The sequence below is a fragment of the Streptomyces sp. NPDC054849 genome (genome assembly GCF_053610945.1).
Map to the genome: position 1 here is coordinate 12,672 of NZ_JBSGZI010000077.1, position 19,603 is coordinate 32,274.

16 protein-coding genes and 2 pseudogenes are annotated in these 19,603 nt (G+C 72.8%); 9 read left to right on the forward strand and 9 right to left on the reverse strand.

Going from position 1 to position 19,603, the window contains the following annotated elements; all coding sequences use genetic code 11:
* Positions 1 to 276: 276 nt before the first annotated feature.
* Complete coding sequence (locus ACWGIF_RS27285) at positions 277 to 1,560, reverse strand: streptophobe family protein (protein ID WP_453501372.1); 1,284 nt, start codon at positions 1,558 to 1,560, stop codon at positions 277 to 279.
* A 93-nt stretch (positions 1,561 to 1,653) separates the two neighbouring features.
* On the opposite strand from ACWGIF_RS27285, the pseudogene ACWGIF_RS27290 reads away from it, so the two are divergent.
* Positions 1,654 to 2,949, forward strand: a pseudogene (locus ACWGIF_RS27290) (DUF6777 domain-containing protein); the annotation flags it as partial.
* A 356-nt stretch (positions 2,950 to 3,305) separates the two neighbouring features.
* Here the strand turns inward: ACWGIF_RS27290 and ACWGIF_RS27295 are convergent.
* Positions 3,306 to 3,545 carry a hypothetical protein gene (locus ACWGIF_RS27295; RefSeq protein ID WP_453501373.1) on the reverse strand — a complete coding sequence of 80 codons (240 nt, stop codon included), beginning with the start codon at positions 3,543 to 3,545 and terminating at the stop codon, positions 3,306 to 3,308.
* A 125-nt stretch (positions 3,546 to 3,670) separates the two neighbouring features.
* On the opposite strand from ACWGIF_RS27295, the gene ACWGIF_RS27300 reads away from it, so the two are divergent.
* The 3 genes from ACWGIF_RS27300 (at position 3,671) to ACWGIF_RS27310 (ending at position 7,759) form a co-directional block, all read left to right on the forward strand.
* Positions 3,671 to 4,897: a sensor histidine kinase gene (locus ACWGIF_RS27300; protein ID WP_453501374.1), complete on the forward strand. Its 1,227-nt coding sequence runs from the start codon at positions 3,671 to 3,673 to the stop codon at positions 4,895 to 4,897.
* 25 nt (positions 4,898 to 4,922) lie between these two features.
* Positions 4,923 to 5,585: a response regulator transcription factor gene (locus tag ACWGIF_RS27305; protein ID WP_453501375.1), complete on the forward strand. Its 663-nt coding sequence runs from the start codon at positions 4,923 to 4,925 to the stop codon at positions 5,583 to 5,585.
* Positions 5,586 to 5,689: 104 nt separating this feature from the next.
* Entirely contained in the window at positions 5,690 to 7,759 is a 2,070-nt protein-coding gene (locus ACWGIF_RS27310) for a SpoIIE family protein phosphatase (protein WP_453501377.1), read from the forward strand.
* A 69-nt stretch (positions 7,760 to 7,828) separates the two neighbouring features.
* Here the strand turns inward: ACWGIF_RS27310 and ACWGIF_RS27315 are convergent, their stop codons facing one another.
* Positions 7,829 to 9,814, reverse strand: a complete 1,986-nt coding sequence (locus ACWGIF_RS27315) for an ABC transporter permease (RefSeq protein WP_453501379.1) — start codon at positions 9,812 to 9,814, stop codon at positions 7,829 to 7,831.
* 21 nt (positions 9,815 to 9,835) lie between these two features.
* Here ACWGIF_RS27315 and ACWGIF_RS27320 point away from each other — a divergent pair, with 21 nt between their 5' ends.
* Entirely contained in the window at positions 9,836 to 10,111 is a 276-nt protein-coding gene (locus ACWGIF_RS27320; RefSeq protein ID WP_453501380.1) for a hypothetical protein, read from the forward strand.
* Here the strand turns inward: ACWGIF_RS27320 and modA are convergent.
* A complete protein-coding gene (gene modA, locus ACWGIF_RS27325) occupies positions 10,084 to 10,884 on the reverse strand; it encodes a molybdate ABC transporter substrate-binding protein (protein WP_453501382.1) in 801 nt (266 codons plus the stop codon). The two genes, ACWGIF_RS27320 and modA, sit on opposite strands and share 28 nt — an antisense overlap.
* A 166-nt stretch (positions 10,885 to 11,050) precedes the next feature.
* A pseudogene (locus ACWGIF_RS27330) lies at positions 11,051 to 11,242 on the reverse strand (hypothetical protein); the annotation flags it as partial.
* A 179-nt stretch (positions 11,243 to 11,421) separates the two neighbouring features.
* On the opposite strand from ACWGIF_RS27330, the gene ACWGIF_RS27335 reads away from it, so the two are divergent.
* The 4 genes from ACWGIF_RS27335 (at position 11,422) to ACWGIF_RS27350 (ending at position 15,402) form a co-directional block, all read left to right on the forward strand.
* A complete protein-coding gene (locus tag ACWGIF_RS27335; protein ID WP_453501384.1) occupies positions 11,422 to 11,814 on the forward strand; it encodes an RNA-binding S4 domain-containing protein in 393 nt (130 codons plus the stop codon).
* Between the two features lie 574 nt (positions 11,815 to 12,388).
* Complete coding sequence (locus ACWGIF_RS27340; protein WP_453501385.1) at positions 12,389 to 12,730, forward strand: HopJ type III effector protein; 342 nt, start codon at positions 12,389 to 12,391, stop codon at positions 12,728 to 12,730.
* Positions 12,731 to 13,077: 347 nt separating this feature from the next.
* Positions 13,078 to 14,706, forward strand: a complete 1,629-nt coding sequence (locus ACWGIF_RS27345; protein ID WP_453501387.1) for an MFS transporter — start codon at positions 13,078 to 13,080, stop codon at positions 14,704 to 14,706.
* A 264-nt stretch (positions 14,707 to 14,970) separates the two neighbouring features.
* Positions 14,971 to 15,402 (forward strand): STAS domain-containing protein, encoded by a 432-nt coding sequence (locus ACWGIF_RS27350; RefSeq protein WP_453501389.1) that lies wholly within the window; start codon positions 14,971 to 14,973, stop codon positions 15,400 to 15,402.
* 316 nt (positions 15,403 to 15,718) lie between these two features.
* Here ACWGIF_RS27350 and ACWGIF_RS27355 read toward each other — a convergent pair whose 3' ends face one another.
* From ACWGIF_RS27355 to ACWGIF_RS27370, 4 genes are all read right to left on the reverse strand, one after another.
* Positions 15,719 to 16,456: a GAF and ANTAR domain-containing protein gene (locus ACWGIF_RS27355; RefSeq protein WP_453501391.1), complete on the reverse strand. Its 738-nt coding sequence runs from the start codon at positions 16,454 to 16,456 to the stop codon at positions 15,719 to 15,721.
* A gap of 45 nt (positions 16,457 to 16,501) precedes the next feature.
* Positions 16,502 to 17,113, reverse strand: coding sequence for a GAF and ANTAR domain-containing protein (locus ACWGIF_RS27360; protein WP_453501393.1), 612 nt, complete (start codon positions 17,111 to 17,113; stop codon positions 16,502 to 16,504).
* Between the two features lie 569 nt (positions 17,114 to 17,682).
* Positions 17,683 to 18,345: a response regulator gene (locus ACWGIF_RS27365; protein ID WP_453501395.1), complete on the reverse strand. Its 663-nt coding sequence runs from the start codon at positions 18,343 to 18,345 to the stop codon at positions 17,683 to 17,685.
* The gene (locus ACWGIF_RS27370) at positions 18,320 to 19,492 is read right to left on the reverse strand and encodes a sensor histidine kinase (protein ID WP_453501396.1); all 1,173 of its coding nucleotides are present in this window, start codon (positions 19,490 to 19,492) and stop codon (positions 18,320 to 18,322) included. The genes ACWGIF_RS27365 and ACWGIF_RS27370 overlap by 26 nt, the downstream gene beginning before the upstream one ends.
* Positions 19,493 to 19,603 lie beyond the last annotated feature (111 nt).

The following is a 19,603-nucleotide window of genomic DNA, read 5'->3' on the forward strand; positions in this document are numbered from 1 at the left end:
TGCCTCCCCCCCCCCGCCCCCGGCCTCTCGACCTGGCCGGACGACCGGGCACGGGGGTACCCGCCCGGGCCGTCCCCGCCTCGCCACCCCACCTAGCGGCGGGGGGGCCCCGTCACACCCCCGCCGCCGCCGCCCGGAACGGTAGGAGGCCGGCCTCGTCAGGAGGTGGGGCACGACCCCACGCGGATCGTGGAGACGCGCGATCCCGAAGCCCAGTGAGAGGCGCGATCCCGAAGCCCGGTGAGGAAGCTTGGAGAGTCCCTGGAGAGTCCGTCGTCATTTCGGGGTCGCGGCGGTTTCGCCTATCCGGCCGCGGCGGTGCACAGGACGGGCCACGAGGGCGCCCAGGAAGCCCGCCACCGCACCCCACAGGAGCCCGAGGCCGACCGTGCGCCACAGGACGGGATTCAGCTCCACCTGGCCGCTGAGGCCGTCCACCTCCCCGATGCCAAGGAGGGAGAGTCCGAACTGGGCCTGGACCCGCGCGAGCAGGCACACGGTCAGGGTCGCCAGGGCCAGGGCCACCCCCAGATGGAGCGCGTGCTGCCAGGCCCGGACGTGCGCGGGGGACCGTACGGCCGCCAGTACACCCGTACCGAGCAGCAGGACGGCTGCCACCGCCACCAGCCACCAGGCCCGGGAGTCGCGCTCCGCGAGCGAGGCCACGTCGACCGTGGACAGGTCGGAGCCGCGCAGGACCTCGTCCAGCAACTGCGGCATCGGCAGCCCGAACGGGCCGTCGACCCTGCCCTCCCAGGCGCCGCCGAAGCCCAGGGTGAGCGCGAACCATGCGAGGTTCGGCAGACCGAGCAGGATCACGGCGAACGTCCGCGCGGCATGACCCTGGGTGGCGGCCACCACGAGGCCGACGGCGATGCCGAGGACGACGTAGGCGAGGAGCAGCAGGGTCGTGGCGAAGGCGGCCGGGCGCAGCGCGGAGTGGAAGCGGACCAGTCCGGCCGGGAGCGGCGCGCGACGCGAGACCATCAGGGCGATCAGCAACAGGCCCAGGATCCACAGGAGTCCGAAGAGGAGCGTGGCGGTCAGGTCGGCACGGAAGCCCACGGTGGGGGCGGCGTCGAGGAGTTCGGTGATCACCGCCGTGGGAGAGTCGCCGGTGGAGATGCTGAAGGTGTGCCGGGCCAGGAGTGCCGCGCCGGTGAGTGCGAGGAGCCACAATGCGATCAACGGGACGGCCCGGCCGATGAGTTCACGGGGCCGGGCCACCGCCCGGTTGTGCAGGGGGCGCAGGAAGCAGCAGCCGGCCGTGAGGGCGCCCGCCAGGCTCACCGACAGCGGCATCACCGACAGGTTCGCGTCCGCCCCCGCCAGGGAACCGGCGTCGCCCGACACCTCGACCGAGCCCCCGGCCGCCATCACGACGACCGCGGCGACCACACGGGGGAACGCGCCGCCCGGCAGATCGCCCGCGCCCGCGCACGCGAGACCCGCGGCGGCGACGGCGGTCATCACCGCGAAGGCCGCGACGACGGCGACGAGCGCGCCGCGCCAAGCTCCGGTGGACCGCCCGGACGATGGTGATCCCGCTGTCCGGTTCATCCTGCAACCGTGGCACTCCCAGCTTGCGGGCACCACCCGGACGGCGCACACAATGGTCGGCAGGGAACGCACTCCTCCTTGGAAGGAGAGCCCGTGACCACGCAACCATCCGGGCGACCGCCGTCGTCGGAACGCCCCACCGGGCCGCCGTCCGGTCCGCTCTCGGGCGGGCAGCAGGGGCCGCCGCCGCCCCCACCACCGCCGGCGCCGCCCGGCGGGTCCGGTGGGCCCGGCGGTTCTGACGGGCCCGAAGGACCGGGCCCGGCGAAAGGCCCCTGGTGGCGATCCGTACCGCGGCTCGCCACCGCGCTCGTCGCTGTGGCGGCCGTCGCCGCCATGGTCGTGGTCCTGACCCGGCCCAGCGGTACGTCCACCAGCGCCGGCGGCGAGGTGTTCCTCCAGCCGGTCGCCTCCAGCGGCCCCGACCCCTTCACCGAGTCCACCGCGGTGAAGGAGGCCGCGCCCCAGCCGGAGAGCCCGGCGCCGCCGAGCGCGACCGCACCCCCCAGGGGCACCGCCCTCCCCACCCCGAGCGCCACCGCCACCCCGGGCACCCAGACGGCCACCCGAAGCGTCAGCGGCTCGGCACCGGGCGTGTACGCCGGCACCAGGAACGTCCCCAGCTGTGACGTGGAGAAGCTGATCCAGGAGCTGTCCGTGCAGCCCGCCAGGAACGCCGCCTTCGCCTCGACCCTCGGAATCCAGCCGGCCGCCGTTCCCGGATACCTGCGCTCGCTCACCCCGGTGCAGCTGCGGATGGACACGCGGGTCACGAACCACGGCTACCGGGACGGCAAGGCCTACGACTACCAGGCCGTGCTCCAGGCCGGGACGGCCGTGCTGGTGGACGACCGAGGGGTCCCGCGGGTGCGCTGTGCGTGCGGGAACCCGATCGGTCCGCCGGTGCCGCTCAAGGCCGCCCCGAAGAGGGTCGGGCAGGAGTGGCCCTCGTACCAGCCGTCCAAGGTGGTGGCCATCGCCCCGGCGGTGACCATCGTGAACAAGATCGTGATCTACGACAACCGTGACCACCGCTGGTACGAGCGCAACCGCGGCAACCACCACGGCAAGCCCGACAGGCCGATACCGCCGCCGGTGGTTCCGACACCGCCGACCACGCAGACCCCGTCGCAGACGCCGACGAGGCCGACCCCGACCGTGACCCCGACGAAGCCGACCTCGTCCGTCACGCCGACACCGTCGGGGACGCCGACGAAGCCGACCCCGTCGGTGACGCCGAGTCCGTCCGGGACGCCGTCGCCCTCGAAGTCGCCGTCGCCGTCGAAGTCGCCGTCCCCCTCGCCGTCGGAGTCGCCTTCCAAGTCGCCGTCCCCGTCGCCATCGGAGTCGCCTACGCCGTCGCCGTCGGAGTCACCGTCGAAGTCGCCGTCCCCGTCGCCTTCGCCGTCCCCGTCGCCGTCCGCGTCACCTTCACCGTCCGCGCCGTCGCCGTCGCCTTCCACGGCCTCGGTGTCCCCGCCACCGTCGCTTTCGCCGACGGCCCCGCGGACCTCGGCGGAACCACCGTCTCCGGCTCCGCCGACCACGGCCCAGCCGGAGACCGAACAGCAGCCGGAGACCGAACGGCAACAGGAGCCCGAGCCGCCCTTGACGGCCGAGCCGCCTGAGCCTCCGCCGCCCTCGGCGGTCGAGCCCCCCGGCGACGACCAGTAGCACCGGAACGGCGTACCTCCTCCTCCCTTCGTGCGGGAGGAGGAGGTACGCCGTTCCGGCCGTCGGCCCGGTCAGGCGCGGCCGCGGCGGGTGAGCGTGTCACCGGCAGCACCCACCGCAAGGCCGAGGACGACCATGACGAGGTAGCTGTAGATCTCGTAGCCGTCGGGGGCGAGGAAGCGGACGAAGCCCATGAAGTGGATCCAGTCGAGCCACTCGTGCAGGAGGCCGCTCGCACCGCCGACGACGAGGACGAAGCTGAGCAGGCCCGTGACGGCGGTCAGCGGGGACTTCGGGGTGTGGGAGGTCATGCTCCGACGTTAGGCGGACGCTGCGGGCCGGGAATCGGCCTTACGGCTGCGCGGGGTCGTACTTAAGTATGCGATGCGGGGCGCGGATGCCCGGTCCCGGGTGGGTCGGCGTAGATTTCCGCGACATGCGCCGAATCCACCGCACCCGCCGGGACTGGGCCGCCGACCTGGGGCTCTTCCTCTTCGCCGCCTGCTTCGCCGCCGTCAGTTCGCAGTCGATCCCGGTGGCGGAGAACATCGGCCCGGGGTGGCGGGCCGCCGACCAGGCGGCAGGCGGGCTGGCGTGCGCGGCGGTTCTGCTGCGACGGCGCCGGCCGGTTCCACTGGCCGTGGTGCTGCTGTTAGCCGGCGGCGTGGCGCACTACATGACCGGCCCGGCCATGGTCGCGGTGTTCACCGTGGCCGCGACCCGGCCGTGGCGCGTCACGGCATGGGTGGCGGCGCTGGCCTTCGGCCCCCTGCCCTTCTTCCTGTGGCGGCTGCCCGACCTGCCGGAGGACCGGGCGGGTTCGGCGGTGACGTACTTCGCGCTGATCGCCGGGTCCATCGGCTGGGGGCTGTTCCGTCGCTCCCGGCAGCAGTTGATCGCCTCACTGCGGGAGCGCGCCGAACTGGCCGAGGCGGACGCGGAGTCCCGGGCCGAGCGAGCCCGGAGGGAGGCCCGGGAGGAGATCGCCCGCGAGATGCACGACGTGCTCGGGCACCGGCTGTCCCTGCTGAGCGTGCACGCGGGCGCCCTGGAGTTCAACCCGGGTGCCCCGCGGGAGGAGATCGAGCGGGCCGCCGGCGTGATGCGGGAGAGCGCCCACCTGGCCTTGCACGACCTGCGCGAGGTGATCGGCGTACTGCGGTCCGGTTCCGGGACGGGGCCGGTGGAGGGCGAGCGGCCGCAGCCCGAACTCGCCGACCTGGCCCGGCTGGTGGCCGAGGCGCGGGCCGCGGGCGGACGGATCGAGCTGGCGGGCCCGCCGGAGGGGGCCGCGCCGCCGCCCCTGGTCGGGCGTACGGCGTACCGGATCGTGCAGGAGGCGCTCACCAACGTCCGCAAGCACGCGCCGGGTGCGGCCGTCGGCGTAAGGGTGGCCGGCGGCCCGGGGGACGGGCTGACGGTCGAGGTCCGCAACGCCCTGCCACCCGGACCGGCGGCGGACCGGGACACGCAGCGGAACAGGGGTCCGGGCGCGGATCCGGTCGAGGGTCCGGTTGCGCTCGCGGGGCCGGGCAGCAGTGCGGGCGGCGGGCAGGGGCTGATCGGGCTGGCGGAACGCGCCAGGCTGGCGGGCGGCGAGCTGACGGCCGTCCCCGCCGACGGCGGATTCCGCGTACACGCCTGGCTACCCTGGCAGAGCTGATCAAGGGACGAGGGGGGAGGCGCAGGTGATCCGGGTACTGCTGGTCGACGACGACGCGATCGTCCGGGCGGGGCTGCGTCTGATGCTGGGCGGCGCTCCGGACATCGAGCTGGTCGCCGAGGCCGCGGACGGGGCGCAGGTGCCCGGCCTGGTCGCCGCGCACGGGCCCGACCTGGTCCTGGTGGACATCCGGATGCCGGGCGTCGACGGACTGGCCGCCACCGAGGCGCTCCGGGCACGGCCAGGAGCTCCGGAGGTCCTCGTCCTGACCACCTTCCACACCGACGCGCACGTCCTGCGGGCCCTGCGCGCCGGAGCGGCCGGATTCCTCCTCAAGGACACCCCGCCGCAGGAGATCGTAACGGCCATCCGGACCGTGGCCGCCGGGGATCCGGCGCTCTCCCCGGCCGTCACCCGCCGCCTCATCGACCACGTGGCGGGCGGTTCCGGTCAGGACACCCGAGCGGCCGCGGCCCGCACCCGGCTGGCCCTGCTGGGCGAGCGCGAACGCGAGGTGGCCCTGGCGGTCGGCCGCGGCCTGTCCAACGCGGAGATCGCCCGGGAACTCCACCTGGCGCTGCCCACGGTGAAGACCCACGTGTCGCGGATCCTGACCCGCCTCGACCTCAACAACCGCGTCCAGATCGCCCTGCTGGTCCACGACGCGAGTACGCGGGACACGGACTAGCCACCATTCGGGTCTCGCGTCACACCGGGCCGCCGCCGGTGTCCCTGTGGCCCCCGCCGGTGCCCCGCAGGGACACCGGCGGGGGAGAGTGAGACCCTGGCTGCATGGCCCGTAGGGCAGACAACCCCGAGGTCGACTGGCCCGCGCGGCCGGATACGAGCCTTGCGCTCAACCGCATGGGCACATTCGACTGGGACCTCGACCGTCGGCGGATGCACCTGGATCCCACGGCCCTCGAGGTCCTCGACCTGCGTCCGGACGAGTTCGACGGGACCCCCGACGGGCTCCGGCTGCGCCTCGCGCCCGGTGAGGAGGCCCGGCTCGACGCCCGGGTCGGGCAGGCGATCAAGGACGGCCGCAGCCACTACGGGGCATACGTCCGTACCCGGCGCAGGGACGGCTCGCCGGCCTGGACCCACATCCAGGGGAGCATCCTGCGCAACCGTGACGGCCGCCCGTACCGCGTCATCGGGATCCTGCGCGACGCCGCCCACGACCCCGGCGAGCCGGGCGCCGCCGGGGAGCAGGCCGAGGGGCGGCGCCGGATGACCGGCGTCGTCGAGCGGACCACCGCCATCCTCGCCCACTCCCGCACCGTCAACGACGTGACCGACATCCTCAAGGACCCACAGGCCCTCGGGCACCTGGGCGCGGTCAGCGTGATGCTGGGCATCGTCGACGGCGGCCGCATCCACCTGGTCGCGGAGGGCCAGCTCGGCTCGTACGTCCCCGACATCGAGTACACCCGGATCGATGCGCAGTTCCCGATGAGCGAGGCCGTGCGCACCATGCGGCCGGTCTTCCTCGTCTCCCGGGAGGAGTTCCAGCACCGCTACCCGCTGCTGTGGCCGTACATCGAGCCGCTGTCCGTCCGCAGTGGCGTCTACCTGCCGCTGATCGCCCAGGGACGGCCCATCGGGGCGCTCGGGCTGCTCTACAAGCGCGACGGCGATTTCACCGCCGAGGAGCGGAACCTGCTGATGGCCCTGGGCAGCGGCGTCGCGCAGAGCCTTCAGCGCGCCATTCTGTACGAGCAGGAGCACGACCTGGCCGAGGGGCTCCAGCGTGCCATGCTGCCCCGCCGGATCCCGGAGGTGCCGGGCGCGCTGATCGCCGTACGCTACCGCTCCGCGCGCATGGGCCGGGACATCGGCGGCGACTGGTACGACGTGATCCCGCTCGGCGAGGGCAGGGTCGGAGTGATGATCGGGGACGTCGAGGGGCACGACACGGACGCGGCGGCCGTCATGGGGCAGCTGCGGATCGTCATGCGGGCGTACATCGTCGAGGGGCACACGCCCGGCACGGCCATGGCGCGGGCCTCGGTCTTCCTGCGCGAACTGGAGACGGAACGGTTCGCCACGTGCACCTACGCCGAGGTGGACCTCGGCAACGGCATGCTGAGCATGGTCCGCGCCGGCCATCTCGACCCGGTCGTGCGCCGCGGCGACGGCAGCTGCCACCGGATCCAGGTGGCCGGCGGCCTGCCCCTCGGGCTGCCGCGCGGCGAGCAGACCGGAACGGGCTCCGGCTACCCCGTCACCAGCCTCGAACTGCACCCCGGGGACGCCCTGGTGCTGTGCACGGACGGCCTGATCGAACGCCCCGGCGCCGACCACGACACCGGTATGCGGGAGCTCATGGCGGCGGTCCACAGCGGTCCGGTCGACGTGGAGGAGCTCGCCGACGTGCTGTGCGACCTGGTCGGTGACTCGGGCGGCGGGGACGACATGGCCCTGCTCGTCCTGCGCCGCCGCGGTACGCCCGGCGCGCGCGGCGGGGGCCCGATGCGCCAGCGGCTGGAACCGGGGGACCAGCACGCCCCGGCACTGGCCCGGCACCTGATCCGGGCGGCGGTGGCCGCCTGGGGTGCGCGGGACCGGGCGGACGAGATCGAACTGGCGGCGGACGAGCTGATGACCAACGCCCTGGTCCACACGGACGGCGGCGGCAACGTCAGCATGCGGCTCACGGCGCAGGGCCGGATCCGCATCGAGGTCGAGGACACCAGCAGCGCCCTGCCGAGGCGGCGCGAGGCGGGGGACTGGGCGGTGTCGGGGCGCGGGCTGATGCTGGTGGACCAGCTCGCGGACGAGTGGGGCGTGGAGCCGCGCGGCGGCGGCAAGTCCGTGTGGTGCGAGTTCGTGCTGGCCGCGCCGGAGGACGCCGGCTGAGGGCAGGGCCGCCGGACGGGCGCCGGCTGCGGCGTCCGGCTCCTTCCGGCGATGGCGGTCCGGCGCGGCCTAGAGGCGTACCAAGGTGACCTCCGTGGCCTTCACGCTGGTCCACACGTCCGCGCCGTCGACGATGCCGAGCTCGGCCGCCGCCTCCGGGGTGATCTCCGCGACCAGGTCGGGCGCGGCGGCCGACGCGATCAGCACGCGCAGCCGGCTGCCGACCGCGGTGATCTCCCGTACGGTGCCCTGCCAGACGTTGCGGGGGCTGCCGCCCGGGCGGTCCCGGTGCACCGACACCGCCTCGGGAGCGATGATCGCCAGCGCCTGCGCCCCCTCGGGCAGGGCCTCGGCGACCACCAGGCGGCCGCCCGCCGCCAGGGCGAGTCCGTCCGCCGACGCGATGCCCGGCCAGGCGTTGCGCCCCAGCATGCGGGCCACCCACGGGGAGCGCGGGTGCCGGGTCACTTCGGACGGCGGCGCGTCCTGGAGCGCTCGGCCGTCGGCCAGTACGAGGACCCGGTCGGCCAGCGACACCGCCTCGACGGGATCGTGGGTGACGATGAGGCAGACCCCGCCGAAGCCGGCGAGGTGCGTGCGCAGGGTGTGCCGGACGCGGGCCCGCGTCGTCTGGTCGAGGGCGGCGAGCGGCTCGTCCAGCAGAAGCAGCCGCGGGCGGGCGGCCAGCGCCCGGGCGAGGGCGACACGCTGGGCCTGGCCGCCGGAGAGCTGCCCGGGCCTGCGCTGGGCGAGGTGTCCGACGCCGAGCCGGTCAAGCCAGGCCTGCGCCTCGCGGCGGGCCTCGGCGCGCGGCACCCGGCGGGCGCGCAGCCCGTACGCGGTGTTGGCCAGGGCGCTCAGGTGCGGGAACAGCGCGCCGTCCTGCGGGACCCAGGCCACCTGCCGCTTGTGCGGGGGCAGCGCGGTGACGTCGGCGTCGCCGAGCCGCAGCTCGGCGTGGGCCCGCGGGGTCAGGCCGAGCAGGGCGCGCAGCAGGGTGGTCTTGCCGGCGCCGTTCTCGCCGACGACGGCGATGGTGGTGCCGGGTTCGGCGTGGAGCGTGAGCCGGTTGAAGCCGGTGACGGTGGCGTGCAGGGGCCAGTGGCCACCGGCCTCGTGCGCAGCCGCTTCGGGGGGCGAGGACGAGGGTGCAGCGGTGCCGGCGCCTGCGGCCGGGGCTGTGTCCGTGCCCGGTCCGGTGGCAGGGGCGGGCGTGTCGTCGATGAGTGGGGGCGCTCCCGCGCCTCCGCGGACGACGGGGGCACCCGTCCAGCGGCCGCGCAGGGCGATCAGTACGGCCATGGCGATCGCCAGGAGCAGAAGCGAGACGGAGGTGGCGGCCTCGGGCTGGTCCTGGAGCAGCAGGTACACCTGGAGCGGCAGGGTCTGCGTGGTGCCCGGCAGGTTTCCGGCGAAGGTGATGGTCGCGCCGAACTCGCCCAGGGCGCGGGCCCAGGTGAGCGCCGCGCCGGCGATCAGGCCGGGGGCCACCATGGGCAGGGTCACGGTGAAGAACACCCGGACCGGCGAGGCGCCGAGCGAGGCGGCGGTCTCCTCGTAGCTCTGCTTGAGCCCGCCGAGGGCGCCTTCCAGGCTGATGACCAGGAACGGCATGGCGACGAAGGTGGCCGCGACGACGGCGCCCGACGTGTGGAAGGGCAGGGTGATCCCGAAGGTCTCCTCCAGCCACGGCCCCAGCAGCCCGCGCCGGCCGAAGCCGAGGAGCAGGGCGACCCCCCCGACGGTCGGCGGCAGCACCATCGGCAGCAGCACGAGGGAGCGGACCAGGGCCTTCCCCTTGAACGGGACCCGGGCCAGCAGCCAGGCGAGCGGGACGCCGAGGAGAAGCGAGAGGACGAGGGCCCAGAGGGACACGACGAGCGAGAGTTGCACGGCCTCGACCACGCCGGGGCTGCTCAGATGGGTGCCGAGCTCGCCCCACTGGGTGCGGACGAGGATTCCGACGAGCGGCAGCAGCAGGAACGCGACGGCGAGCAGCGCGGGGAGTGCCAGGGTCAGCGGGGGCCTGGTGGTGCGAGTACGAAGTCTGCTCATGAGGGTTCCTGGCTGGGGGAGGTGACTGCGGGGGAAGCGTATGCGGCGGTCGGGCCGGTCGGGCTGCTCCGGGCGCTCGCGGTGGAGCCCCGCCGAGCGTCGTGCGGGCGCCGCCCCGAGCACCCGGAGCAGCCCGACCGGCGCAAGGCCTCGCTCGTACGGGCTGTCGTACGGGCGGGTGTACGGATGGACGCGCCCGGACACGCTCCGACGGGCCCTCTGTTCCCCCGCCCGGCCGGCCCCTCGGCGTCGGGACGCCGGCGCGCCGCCTACGCCTTCTGGAAGCCCGCGTCCTGAAGGATCTTCTGCGCCTCGGGGGTGGTCAGCCAGGCGACGAACGCGGCCGCGGCCTCGGCGTTCTCGGACTGCTTCAGCGTGGCCGCCGGATAGGAGGCCACGGCGTTCTGGTCGTCCGGGATCTCCACCGCGACGATCTTGTCACCGGACTTGACGGAGTCGGTCCGGTAGACGAGACCCGCGTCCGCCTCGCCCAGCTCGACCTTGCTCAGCACGGCACGGACGTTGGGCTCCTGGGAGACGGGCTTCACCTCGATCTTCTGGGCGTCGAGGATCTGCTTGCTGTAGCGGCCGACCGGGACCTCGGGCGCGGCGAGCACGACCTTGATCTTGGTGTCGGCGAGGTCCCTGAGCTCGTCGACCTTGAACGGGTTGCCCTTGCCGGCGGCGATGACCAGACGGTTCTTCGCGATGACCGTGGCGTCGCCGGTCTCGGCCTTCAGCCCGTCCATGGTCTTGGTGTCGGCGGTGACCAGCGCGTCGGCCGGGGCGCCCTGCTTGACCTGCGCCGCCAGCTCCTGCGAACCGGCGAAGGAGAAGGTGATCTTCGTGCCGGGGTGGGCCTTCTCGTACGCCGCAGCCGCGGTCTTGAAGACGTCGGTGAGGGAGGAGGCGGCGAGGACGGTCAGGTGGGTGGCCTTGGCCTCGGCGGAACCGGGCGTGGAACCGGCGGCCGGCTTCTCGTCCCCTTTGCCGCAGGCGGCCAGGGGCACGAGCAGGGCGGCGGTCAACGCGGCGGCCGCGGCACGGCGGCGGGTCGGGCTCGGTGACATGAGCGGGTGCTCCTCGGTCGGGTCGGCGGTCGGCCGGATGCCGGAGCCGCGCGATGGTGACCCGCGCCGGTGACGGGCGGAGCGGGTGCGGTTGTAGGGACGGTGCCGGGCGGTGGTGCGGGAATGCCTGGAGGGGGCCAGGCGGGCGGGGCCGTCCGGTTCGGGTGCGGTCGATGTGCAGGGTGGCGGACTTCACACGGGCGGTGGCCTGCATGCCGACCGTCGGCCCGAGCTCCTCGACGGAGAAGGCGGCCGGGTCACGGCCGCCGATCAGGCGTCGGCCGCCGTCTTCGTCGCGGGGGTGCCGATCCGGCGGGCGTCGGCCCAGCGGTGCGGTGTCTGGGCTGACGCCCGGCAGACGCGCGGCCTGTCCGACGGTGTCCGATGGTGGAGGACTGCATGTGCGACAAGGCTAGGGCCAGCTGTGGCGCATTTGCAATCAAGTTCAGATGATCTCCATGGCAGATGCCATGCCTGTTGGTGCATCTGCCAAAATCCATTCCGTTCTGCCGTGCCCGGCTCGCTAGAGTCGGGGGTATGGCTGATGAGGTAACGGGAACGGAAACGGGCACGGTGCGGGTCGATGCGTGGATCTGGTCCGTGCGCCTGACCAAGACCCGCTCGATCGCGGCGACCGCCTGCCGGGCGGGCCATGTGAAGGTCAACGGGGAACGTGCCAAGCCGGCGCAGACGGTCCGTGCGGGTGACGAGGTACGGCTGTTCCACGCAGGGCGCGAGCGGATCGTCGTGGTCAAGCGGCCCGTGTCCAAGCGGGTGGGCGCCCCCGTCGCCGCGGAGTGCCTGATCGACAACAGCCCGCCGCCGCCGAGCCCGGTGGAGGCCGCCGTCGTCGGCATCCGCGACCGCGGCGCGGGCCGCCCGACGAAGCGCGAACGCCGGGAGATCGAAACCCTCCGCGGACGCCCGTAGCCTCCGCCGGGTGCGGCGGCACGAACACGGACACCCCCGCGACCTCCGCGCCCCCCGCCCGTGCCAGGCGTTCCCGCCCCTGCCACGGGCGTTTGCAACCGGGCCCGGGCCGGGGCCCGGGCCCCGGAACTCGGACCTCTGCCCCGGCCGTCCGGCTGCGGCGGCAGCTCGGCGAAGTCCTCGGCGCCACACGCGGTCACGAGCAGCCGCAGGACTTCCAGGCGGGTCTGCTCGCTGTTGTTGGAGCCCTCGTCGGGTCGGCGGCGATACGGCCGAGCAGCCGGGCATCGCCGGCAGCGGAGCCACCATCCGACCCCGCCTTGCCGTGGCACGCCACCGAGCCGCCCTGCGGCACAGGGCGGGAACGGCGCCGGCTGCTGATCAGCACCGCCCTCGCGGCCGATCGCCCGGACCGAAACCGGCTCTCGGCGGGTCACCCAGTCGCACATCGTGACCTGCGGAGATGCCGCTCGTTCCGGCATGTGGCCCGGTTCCTGCCGACTCGTCTCAAGGGGGTATGGTCCCCCGGTCACGGACGGCAATCGGATCGTCTGTTCAATCCAGGGGTACCGAGATGACTGATCTGAACTCGCTGCGGGCGAGCCTTGCGTCAGGTGAGCACGAATTCGCCGACACCTTGGCCTTCGTCGCCGCGCACTACGCATATCAGGCAGAGGCGTTCCGCAACGGGGAAATGGAAAACGCCGCAGGTGAGAACGAGGGTTCCTGTAAGACGCTGGGACTGGCCCTGCTGGAAGGGCTGAGCGATCACGAGGCCCTGCTGGCATTCGGTGAGCACTATCGCAGCGTGCTGGCGACGCCGGGCGACACTGATCACGGCAACATTCGCAACCTCATGGCCCATGGCCTGGCAGGGGTGAGCTTCGCCGGGCAACCGTTGGCCCGCAAGAGCTGAACAGCGAATTCCGGGCGAGCACCAACGGTCACGTCCACCACCCCGTCCCGAGGATCTCGCGATCCACCCCGAAATCGGGTCCGCTGGACGTACGCGCCCGGGGTAGCTGCTCCGGGCCGGGATCCTGCGCCACGGACCTTCGTAGAGGCCGCCGCCGTCCGGGCAGCGGGCCGTCAGGAACGTCGACGCCGGGGTGTTCTCCTCGCACGGCTCAACCGCCTCGACACCTTCCGGGAACACGGGCGGACCGCGTCAGCGACGGTCGGTGTGTCATCCCAATGGGGCGATGTGCGGCGCGGTGGATCAGGGAAGACTCTCGCGAAGCCCGACTTCGCCCCGGAGGTTCCATGTCGAAGAGCGGCGCGCCTCGCATCGACGTTCCGCGTGAGGCCCCGGCGCGGGCGGCGCTCGTTCTTTCGTCCCTGATCATCGTTGCCGCGGTGGCCAACTTGAACCTGTCGGTGGCCAACGTGGCGCTGCCCGCGATCGGGAAGGCCTTCGACTCCTCCCAGACCGCGCTGAACCTGATCGCCGTGGGGTACTCCCTCGGCCTGGCCTCATCGGTGCTTTACCTGGGTGCGGTCGGCGACCGTCACGGGCGCAAGCTGCTGCTGCTCCTCGGCATCGCTCTGTCCATCCCGGCCTGCCTGCTCGCCGCGTACGCGCCGAACGACACCGTCCTCGTGCTGGCCCGGATCCTCGGCGGGCTCTCGGCCGGCATGGCCTACCCGACCACCCTGGCGCTGATCACCGCCCTGTGGGCGGGGCCGGGGCGGACGAAGTCGATCGCGCTGTGGTCCGCCCTGGGCGGCGGCATCTCCATGCTCGGGCCGGTGATCGCGGGGGCGCTCCTCCAACACTTCTACTGGGGGTCGGTCTTCCTGGTCACCCTGCCCCTCGCGGTGGTCGCGCTGGTCGTGGCCCTGCTGTTCGTCCCCGCGCACGCCAATGAGTCGGCCGAACCGGTGGACAACCTAGGCGGCATCCTGTCCGTCCTCCTGGTCGCGGGACTGGTGCTGGGAATCAACTTCGCCGTCGTCCCCAACCAGGGGGCCCTGGCCGTCGGCCTCGTCGTGATCGCCCTCGCCGCCGGGGCGGCGTTCCTCTGGCGTCAGCGCCGGGCTCCCAACCCGTTGTACGACCTCCACATCGCCGGCCGGCGCACTTTCTGGGTCGCCGCATGCGCGGGAATCATCGTGTTCGGCTCCATGATGGGGTCGGCGTTCATCAGCCAGCAGTACCTGCAGAACGTGCTCGAGTACAACGCCGTCGAAGCCGGCGCCCCCATCCTCCCTCTCGTCGTGATGATGGTGCTCGTGGCACCACGGTCCGCGAAGCTGGTCGAGACACACGGCGCCCGCACGACCCTGCTGACGGGTTACGTGTTCCTCTTCCTCGCCTTCGCCTGGATGCTGCTCTTCTGGGGCGAGGACAGCAGCTACTGGCAGATCGGCCTCGCCTACGTGCTCATCGGTATCGGCGCCGGCTTCGCCGGGACGCCCGCATCTCACTCGCTGACCGGATCGGTGCCCGTGCGACGCGCCGGAATGGCCTCGGGCACCGCCGACCTGCAGCGAGACCTCGGCGGGGCCATCATGCAGTCCGTCATGGGCGTGCTCCTCACCGCCGGTTACGCCTCGGCCTTCAGCGCGGCGATCGCCGCTTCCCCCGAGAGCAAGGACGTGTCGGACCAGGTCCAGAGCGAGCTGACGAAGTCGTTCGCCTCCGCCGGGCAGGTCGCCCAGGAGCACCCCCGGTACGCCGACCAGATCGTCGCGGCAGCACGCCAGTCGTTCCTCCACGGCGACGACTGGGCGTACACCGTCGGTCTGGCCGCGATCGCCCTGGGTGCGCTGCTGGTCTTCTTCAAGTTCCCGCACGGGGACGCCGAGCGGGAACTCCTACGGCGCTACTACACCGAGGACTCCGCCTCCGCCTCCGCCTCCACCGAGAAGCCGAGCGGCCCGGGAGCCTGAGAGGTCAGCCGGTCGGCCGGTCGCCGACCGTGTCGTGCGTCGCGGACTTTCCCCATGGCCGTCGAAAACAGGTCCGAGGACCTGATCGACGGGGGCGGGGATGAGGGCGTGGCCTGCCTGATCGGCCGGGTGGCAGTAGGTGAGCTGAGGAGCCGGACGGGCTTGCGGACGCTTTCGGGGCTGAGGCAGGATCGGTTTGGGGCCATTCCCGTCGATAGCGGTCGGGAGTGCATGAGAGCGGCCGGTCCTGGCGAGGTGAGACGCATGAACCGCGACTTGCGCATCGTGACGAGACGTTTCGGGTCCACCGTGCACCTGGTGCCGGACGGCGAACTCGACCTCGACTCCCGCTCCGTTCTCGAGGAAGCCCTCACCATGCTCGACGGGAACGTCGTCGTGGTGGTGTGCGACATGACACGCCTGCGGTTCCTCGACGTCACGGGGCTGCACGCGCTCCACGACCTCGCCTCGCGCCTTCACGAGCGCGGTCTCGCCTTCTTCGCCTTCGGATGGCAGGCGCAGCCGCAGCGGCTCCTGGACATCATCGACACCCTCTACCCGTCCCGGGAAGCGGGCCCCGCGCCCACCGCTCTGCTGCGCCGCTCCCTGCGTGACGCGGCTGCATCCCAGCGTGCGGCCGGCGCGGAAGCGGGCAGGGCGAACGCCATGGTCTACGGGACGCCGAGGCCCGACTAGGCGGCCGGGGCCTCGGTGGTTGCCGTCGCGGCGAGGTCTGGGGCGCGTTGGGCGCGCTGACGGATGAGGTGGCCGAAGCCGGCCAGCGCAAAGCGCCTCTCGCCGGCGAAACCAGGTTCTGAGTTGTCGGTGAGCGTGTCCAGGACCTGCCGGGGCTGGCGCTGCCGGCGAGGAGCGTGCCGTGAGCGGCGCGGCACCGAACGATTCCGCCGCGCGCCGAACGTCTACACGCTGTGCGTTCTGATGCCGCAGCCGCATGCCGCGGTCAACGAAGCCCGCCAGTACACGCCGCTGACTCCGCCACCCGACTGCGCAGTCAGATGCTTTCGTTCAGGACGGTGTGAGGGTCGAGGGTGCGGCGTAGGAGCTGGTCGGCGATGTCGGTGGGGCGCAGGCGGTGGCGGTTGGCGTAGGCGTGGAGGCGGCTTGCGCCTTCGGCCGGGGTGATGTCGGCGGTGGCGGCGAGCATGCCGCTGGCGGTATCGAAGAACCCTTTCCCGGTCAGGGCGGTCTGGGTGCGGGTGGTGATGTCCTGGGGTCGCAACGGTTGGCGGTCCCAGGACAGGACGGCGCTGGTGGCGACGTCGGCGAGAGCGCGCAGGAGCGTGCCGTCTGCGTCGGTCAGGACGGTGGGGTGGCGGGCCAGGAGGTTCAGCGCGCCGATGATCTGCCCGCCATGGTGCAGGGGGAAGGCGTGGGCGCTTTCGAAGCCCGCCGCCCGGGCCAGGGGAACGAAGTCGGGCCAGCGTTCCTGCTGCGCCGCGAGCTCCGGGGCGTGGACCGCGCCACCGGTGCTGAACGCCTCGATGCACGGTCCCTGCCTGACCTCGGCCTGCCAGATCTCGGTCAGCTCGGCGGCGTGCTCGGTGGTGATCGCGGAGCGCAGGCTTCCGCGGCTGTTGGCGAGCATGACGCCGGCTGCGTCGATGGAGGTCAGGGCGACGCTGTGGTGGATGAGGCGTCCGAGGAGGACGAGCGGATCTACGTCATCGGCGAGGGTGTCGCTGAGCGCGACGAACGCCTCGGTGAGCTGCTGCTCTCGGGTGGTGGTCATGCCGGTGTCACCGTTTCCCTGCTCCAACCCACCGGTGGGGCGGGCCTAGTCATGGAACCTGATTCTCCCGGCGATCACGTCGAAAGCCGCCTCCGTCACGGATTGTCCGTGGGAGAAGGCGTGGGCCCTCAGGCGGGCCAGCGCATCGGGGGGATCGACCCCGAGATGCACCATGATCATTCCAGTGGCCTGGTGAACCTCCTCATAATCGGTTTCGGCCGCATCCAGCCAGCCCCCGTCCAGATCGGTCCCGGTGCCAGGGTCGTGTGCCTGGAGGGCCAACAGGGCGCTGGTGATGGCGTCGGCGGCCGGGAAGGCGAAGGCCTGGTCCCGGTTGGAGAGCGGGCCGGGGCTGTCGCGGTAGAGATCGAGGGTTCCGATGGGCACCGGCTCGGCACCCAGGGGCAGGCAGAACACGGCGTGCACGCCGAGGTCGAGAGCCTGCTGAGCGAAGAGCGGCCACCGGTCGGCATCGGGCTGCTGCATGAGGTTGTCCACGAACACGGGCGCGGCTTGTTCCATCACGGTGCGGCAAGGGCCGTCGCCCAGCGTGTACTGGGCGTCCGCCAACCGGCGGGCGACGTCGTCGCTCGACCACCACAGGGTGCGGACGTCCAGGTCCCCGTGAAGAGACACCGTCGCCCCGCTGACGTCCATGAGGTCGACGCAGGCACGAGCGAAAGCAGCCGGCGCCCCTCTGCCCACAGAGGCGGGTTTCCGGAACAGTTGGTGCAGCCGCCCGTAACCCGGGTCTCCCGCCCGCTCTCCCCCTGCAGAGGGCGGTTGCTCGTTCTCCGGGGGGACCGACTCCACGGCGCTCCACCTCCTGCCACAGCCCGCTCCCTCCATACTCCTCCCTTGCGGCGGCCGAACGCACCACGCCCGGGCCTGCCTCCTGCACCCACCCGGGGCCCGGCACAGCGCCCTCGGGCCCGACCCGCCCACCTGCGGGAGTTCGAGGCGAACTCCACGCCGTCCAGGGCGCGTATCGAGTCGTGATCATCGGGTGGTCCTGGTGAGGTCTTTGATCCAGATCATCGAGGCGTGCAGGTGGAGACCGGCGAGGCAGCTGTCGGGAGACTTGTCGTATCGGGTGTCTCCCCGTCCCAGTTCCGGCCTCCTGGTACGTCACGCTCTGGGGCGGGTGAGGCACGTGGAGCCGACGTGAGCCGACCGGTGCACTGATGTCCGGGCGGGGACTCATGGGACATGGCCCGGCACCCGGCTCAGGTTCCGGGGAGGATACGGCGCGTTTCGTAGGCCCACATCGCGATCTCGACCCGGTTGCGGGCGCCGAGTTTGGCCATCAGGCTGGCCAGATGCGTCTTCACCGTGCTGAGGCTGATGTGCAGTGCATCGGCGATCTCGGTGTTGGTCAGCCCGCGAGCGACGGCGAGGAGCACCTGCTCCTCGCGGGCGGTGACGGGGGAGACCGGCTGGGCCACGGGCCGGCCGGCGGGCAGGTCCGCGAATGCCTGGAGCAGACGGACGGCGACGCTGGGCGCGATGAGCGCCTCACCGTCGGACGCCGACCGTACGGCCTGCGCCAGAAGGTCCGGTCCCGTGTCCTTGAGGAGGAATCCGCGGGCGCCGGCACGCAGTGAGCCGTAGACGTACTCGTCGAGGTCGAACGTGGTGATGACGACCACGGCCAGCGGGTCGGCGACGCCCGGGCCGGCGACCAGCCGGGTGGCCTCGAGCCCGTCGAGTACGGGCATGCGGATGTCGAACAGGCAGACGTCGGGGCGTAGTTCGCGGGCCAGGCGTACCGCTTCCCGCCCGTCGGCGGCCTCGCCGACCACCTCGATGCCGGGCTGGGCGTTCAGCATGATCCGCAACCCCGTGCGGATGATCGTCTGGTCGTCAGCGACGAGGACGCGAATGGACACCGCTCTCGCTCCTCGCTCTCGGCAGTTCGGCGTCAACATGCCAGCCCCGGTCGGTACCCGGGCCGGCTCGTAGTGTGCCGCCGAGCAGCGTCGCGCGCTCGCGCAATCCGGTAAGTCCGTATCCGTCGCGACCCCGGCCGGTGCGCCGGCCGTTGTCGCGCACGCTCACCCGTACCGTGTGCCGTTCCGCGGCGACCCGAACGACGAGCTCGGTCGCGTCGACCGCATGGCGCAGCGCGTTGGTCACCGACTCCTGCACGATCCGGTAGACGGCCGCGTCCACGGCCGGGGGCAGCGCGTCCAGTTCGCCGTCGAGCCCCAGGTCGACCCTGAGGCGACCACCCGGGGTGCGCACCAGGCGCTCCAGATCCGCGACTCCGGCAGGGGGCGCCAGCTCGGCGCCGACCCCGCGGTCGCGCAGCGCGGCGACCATGGCGCGCATTTCCTCCAGCGTGCGCGCCCCTTCCTCCTCGACCCCCTCCAGCGCCTCGACGGCGGCGGACGGGTCGGTGCCCGCGAGCACCCGGCCCGCCTGGGCGATGATCACCATGGCCGACACGTGGTGGGCCACCGTGTCGTGCAGTTCCCGGGCGAGCTGCTCGCGCTCGCGGGAGCGCACCTGCTCCAACTGCCGCTCGCGAGCGGTCACCCGGAACCGCACGGCAGCCCCGACCACGCCGGGCAGCAGCAGGAAGACGAGGCCCACGAGCTTTTCGATGACCGGGGTCTCGTCCGTGACGACACACAGCGCGCCGACCGCGAGGATCACCGCGCCGCCCAGCACGATCTCGCGTCCCGATCCCCACCGGGGCAGCGCGTACACCAGCACGAGCACGACCGCGCCGGTGTACAGGCCGACGGGCTCGCGCGGTGCGGCGACGAACGAGGCCACCGGAAGCAGGCTCACCGAGCCGAACGCCAGCGTCACCATCGCCAGCGGGCGGGTCCGGCGCCACAGGGGCAGCAGGCACAGCCATACGGCGAACACCACCGCCACCGGCCGCCACACGACGTTCTCGCGCAGGGTGGCCTCCAGCGCCACACCGGCAAGGCCCGCGGCGAGCAGCGCCCAGTCCCGCCGCACCCGGGCGGGCGCGTCGGGCGGCCGGGGTTCGGTCCACAGGGTTCGCAGGTCGTCTCGGAGCACGGTTCTCAGCCTAGGGACTGCGGCGTGCCGCGCATCGGCCGAAAGGACGGGTCGTCACTCCGCCCCGGGGCCGAGGGATCCGCGGCCCGCGGGCCGATGCCGCGGAGCGCC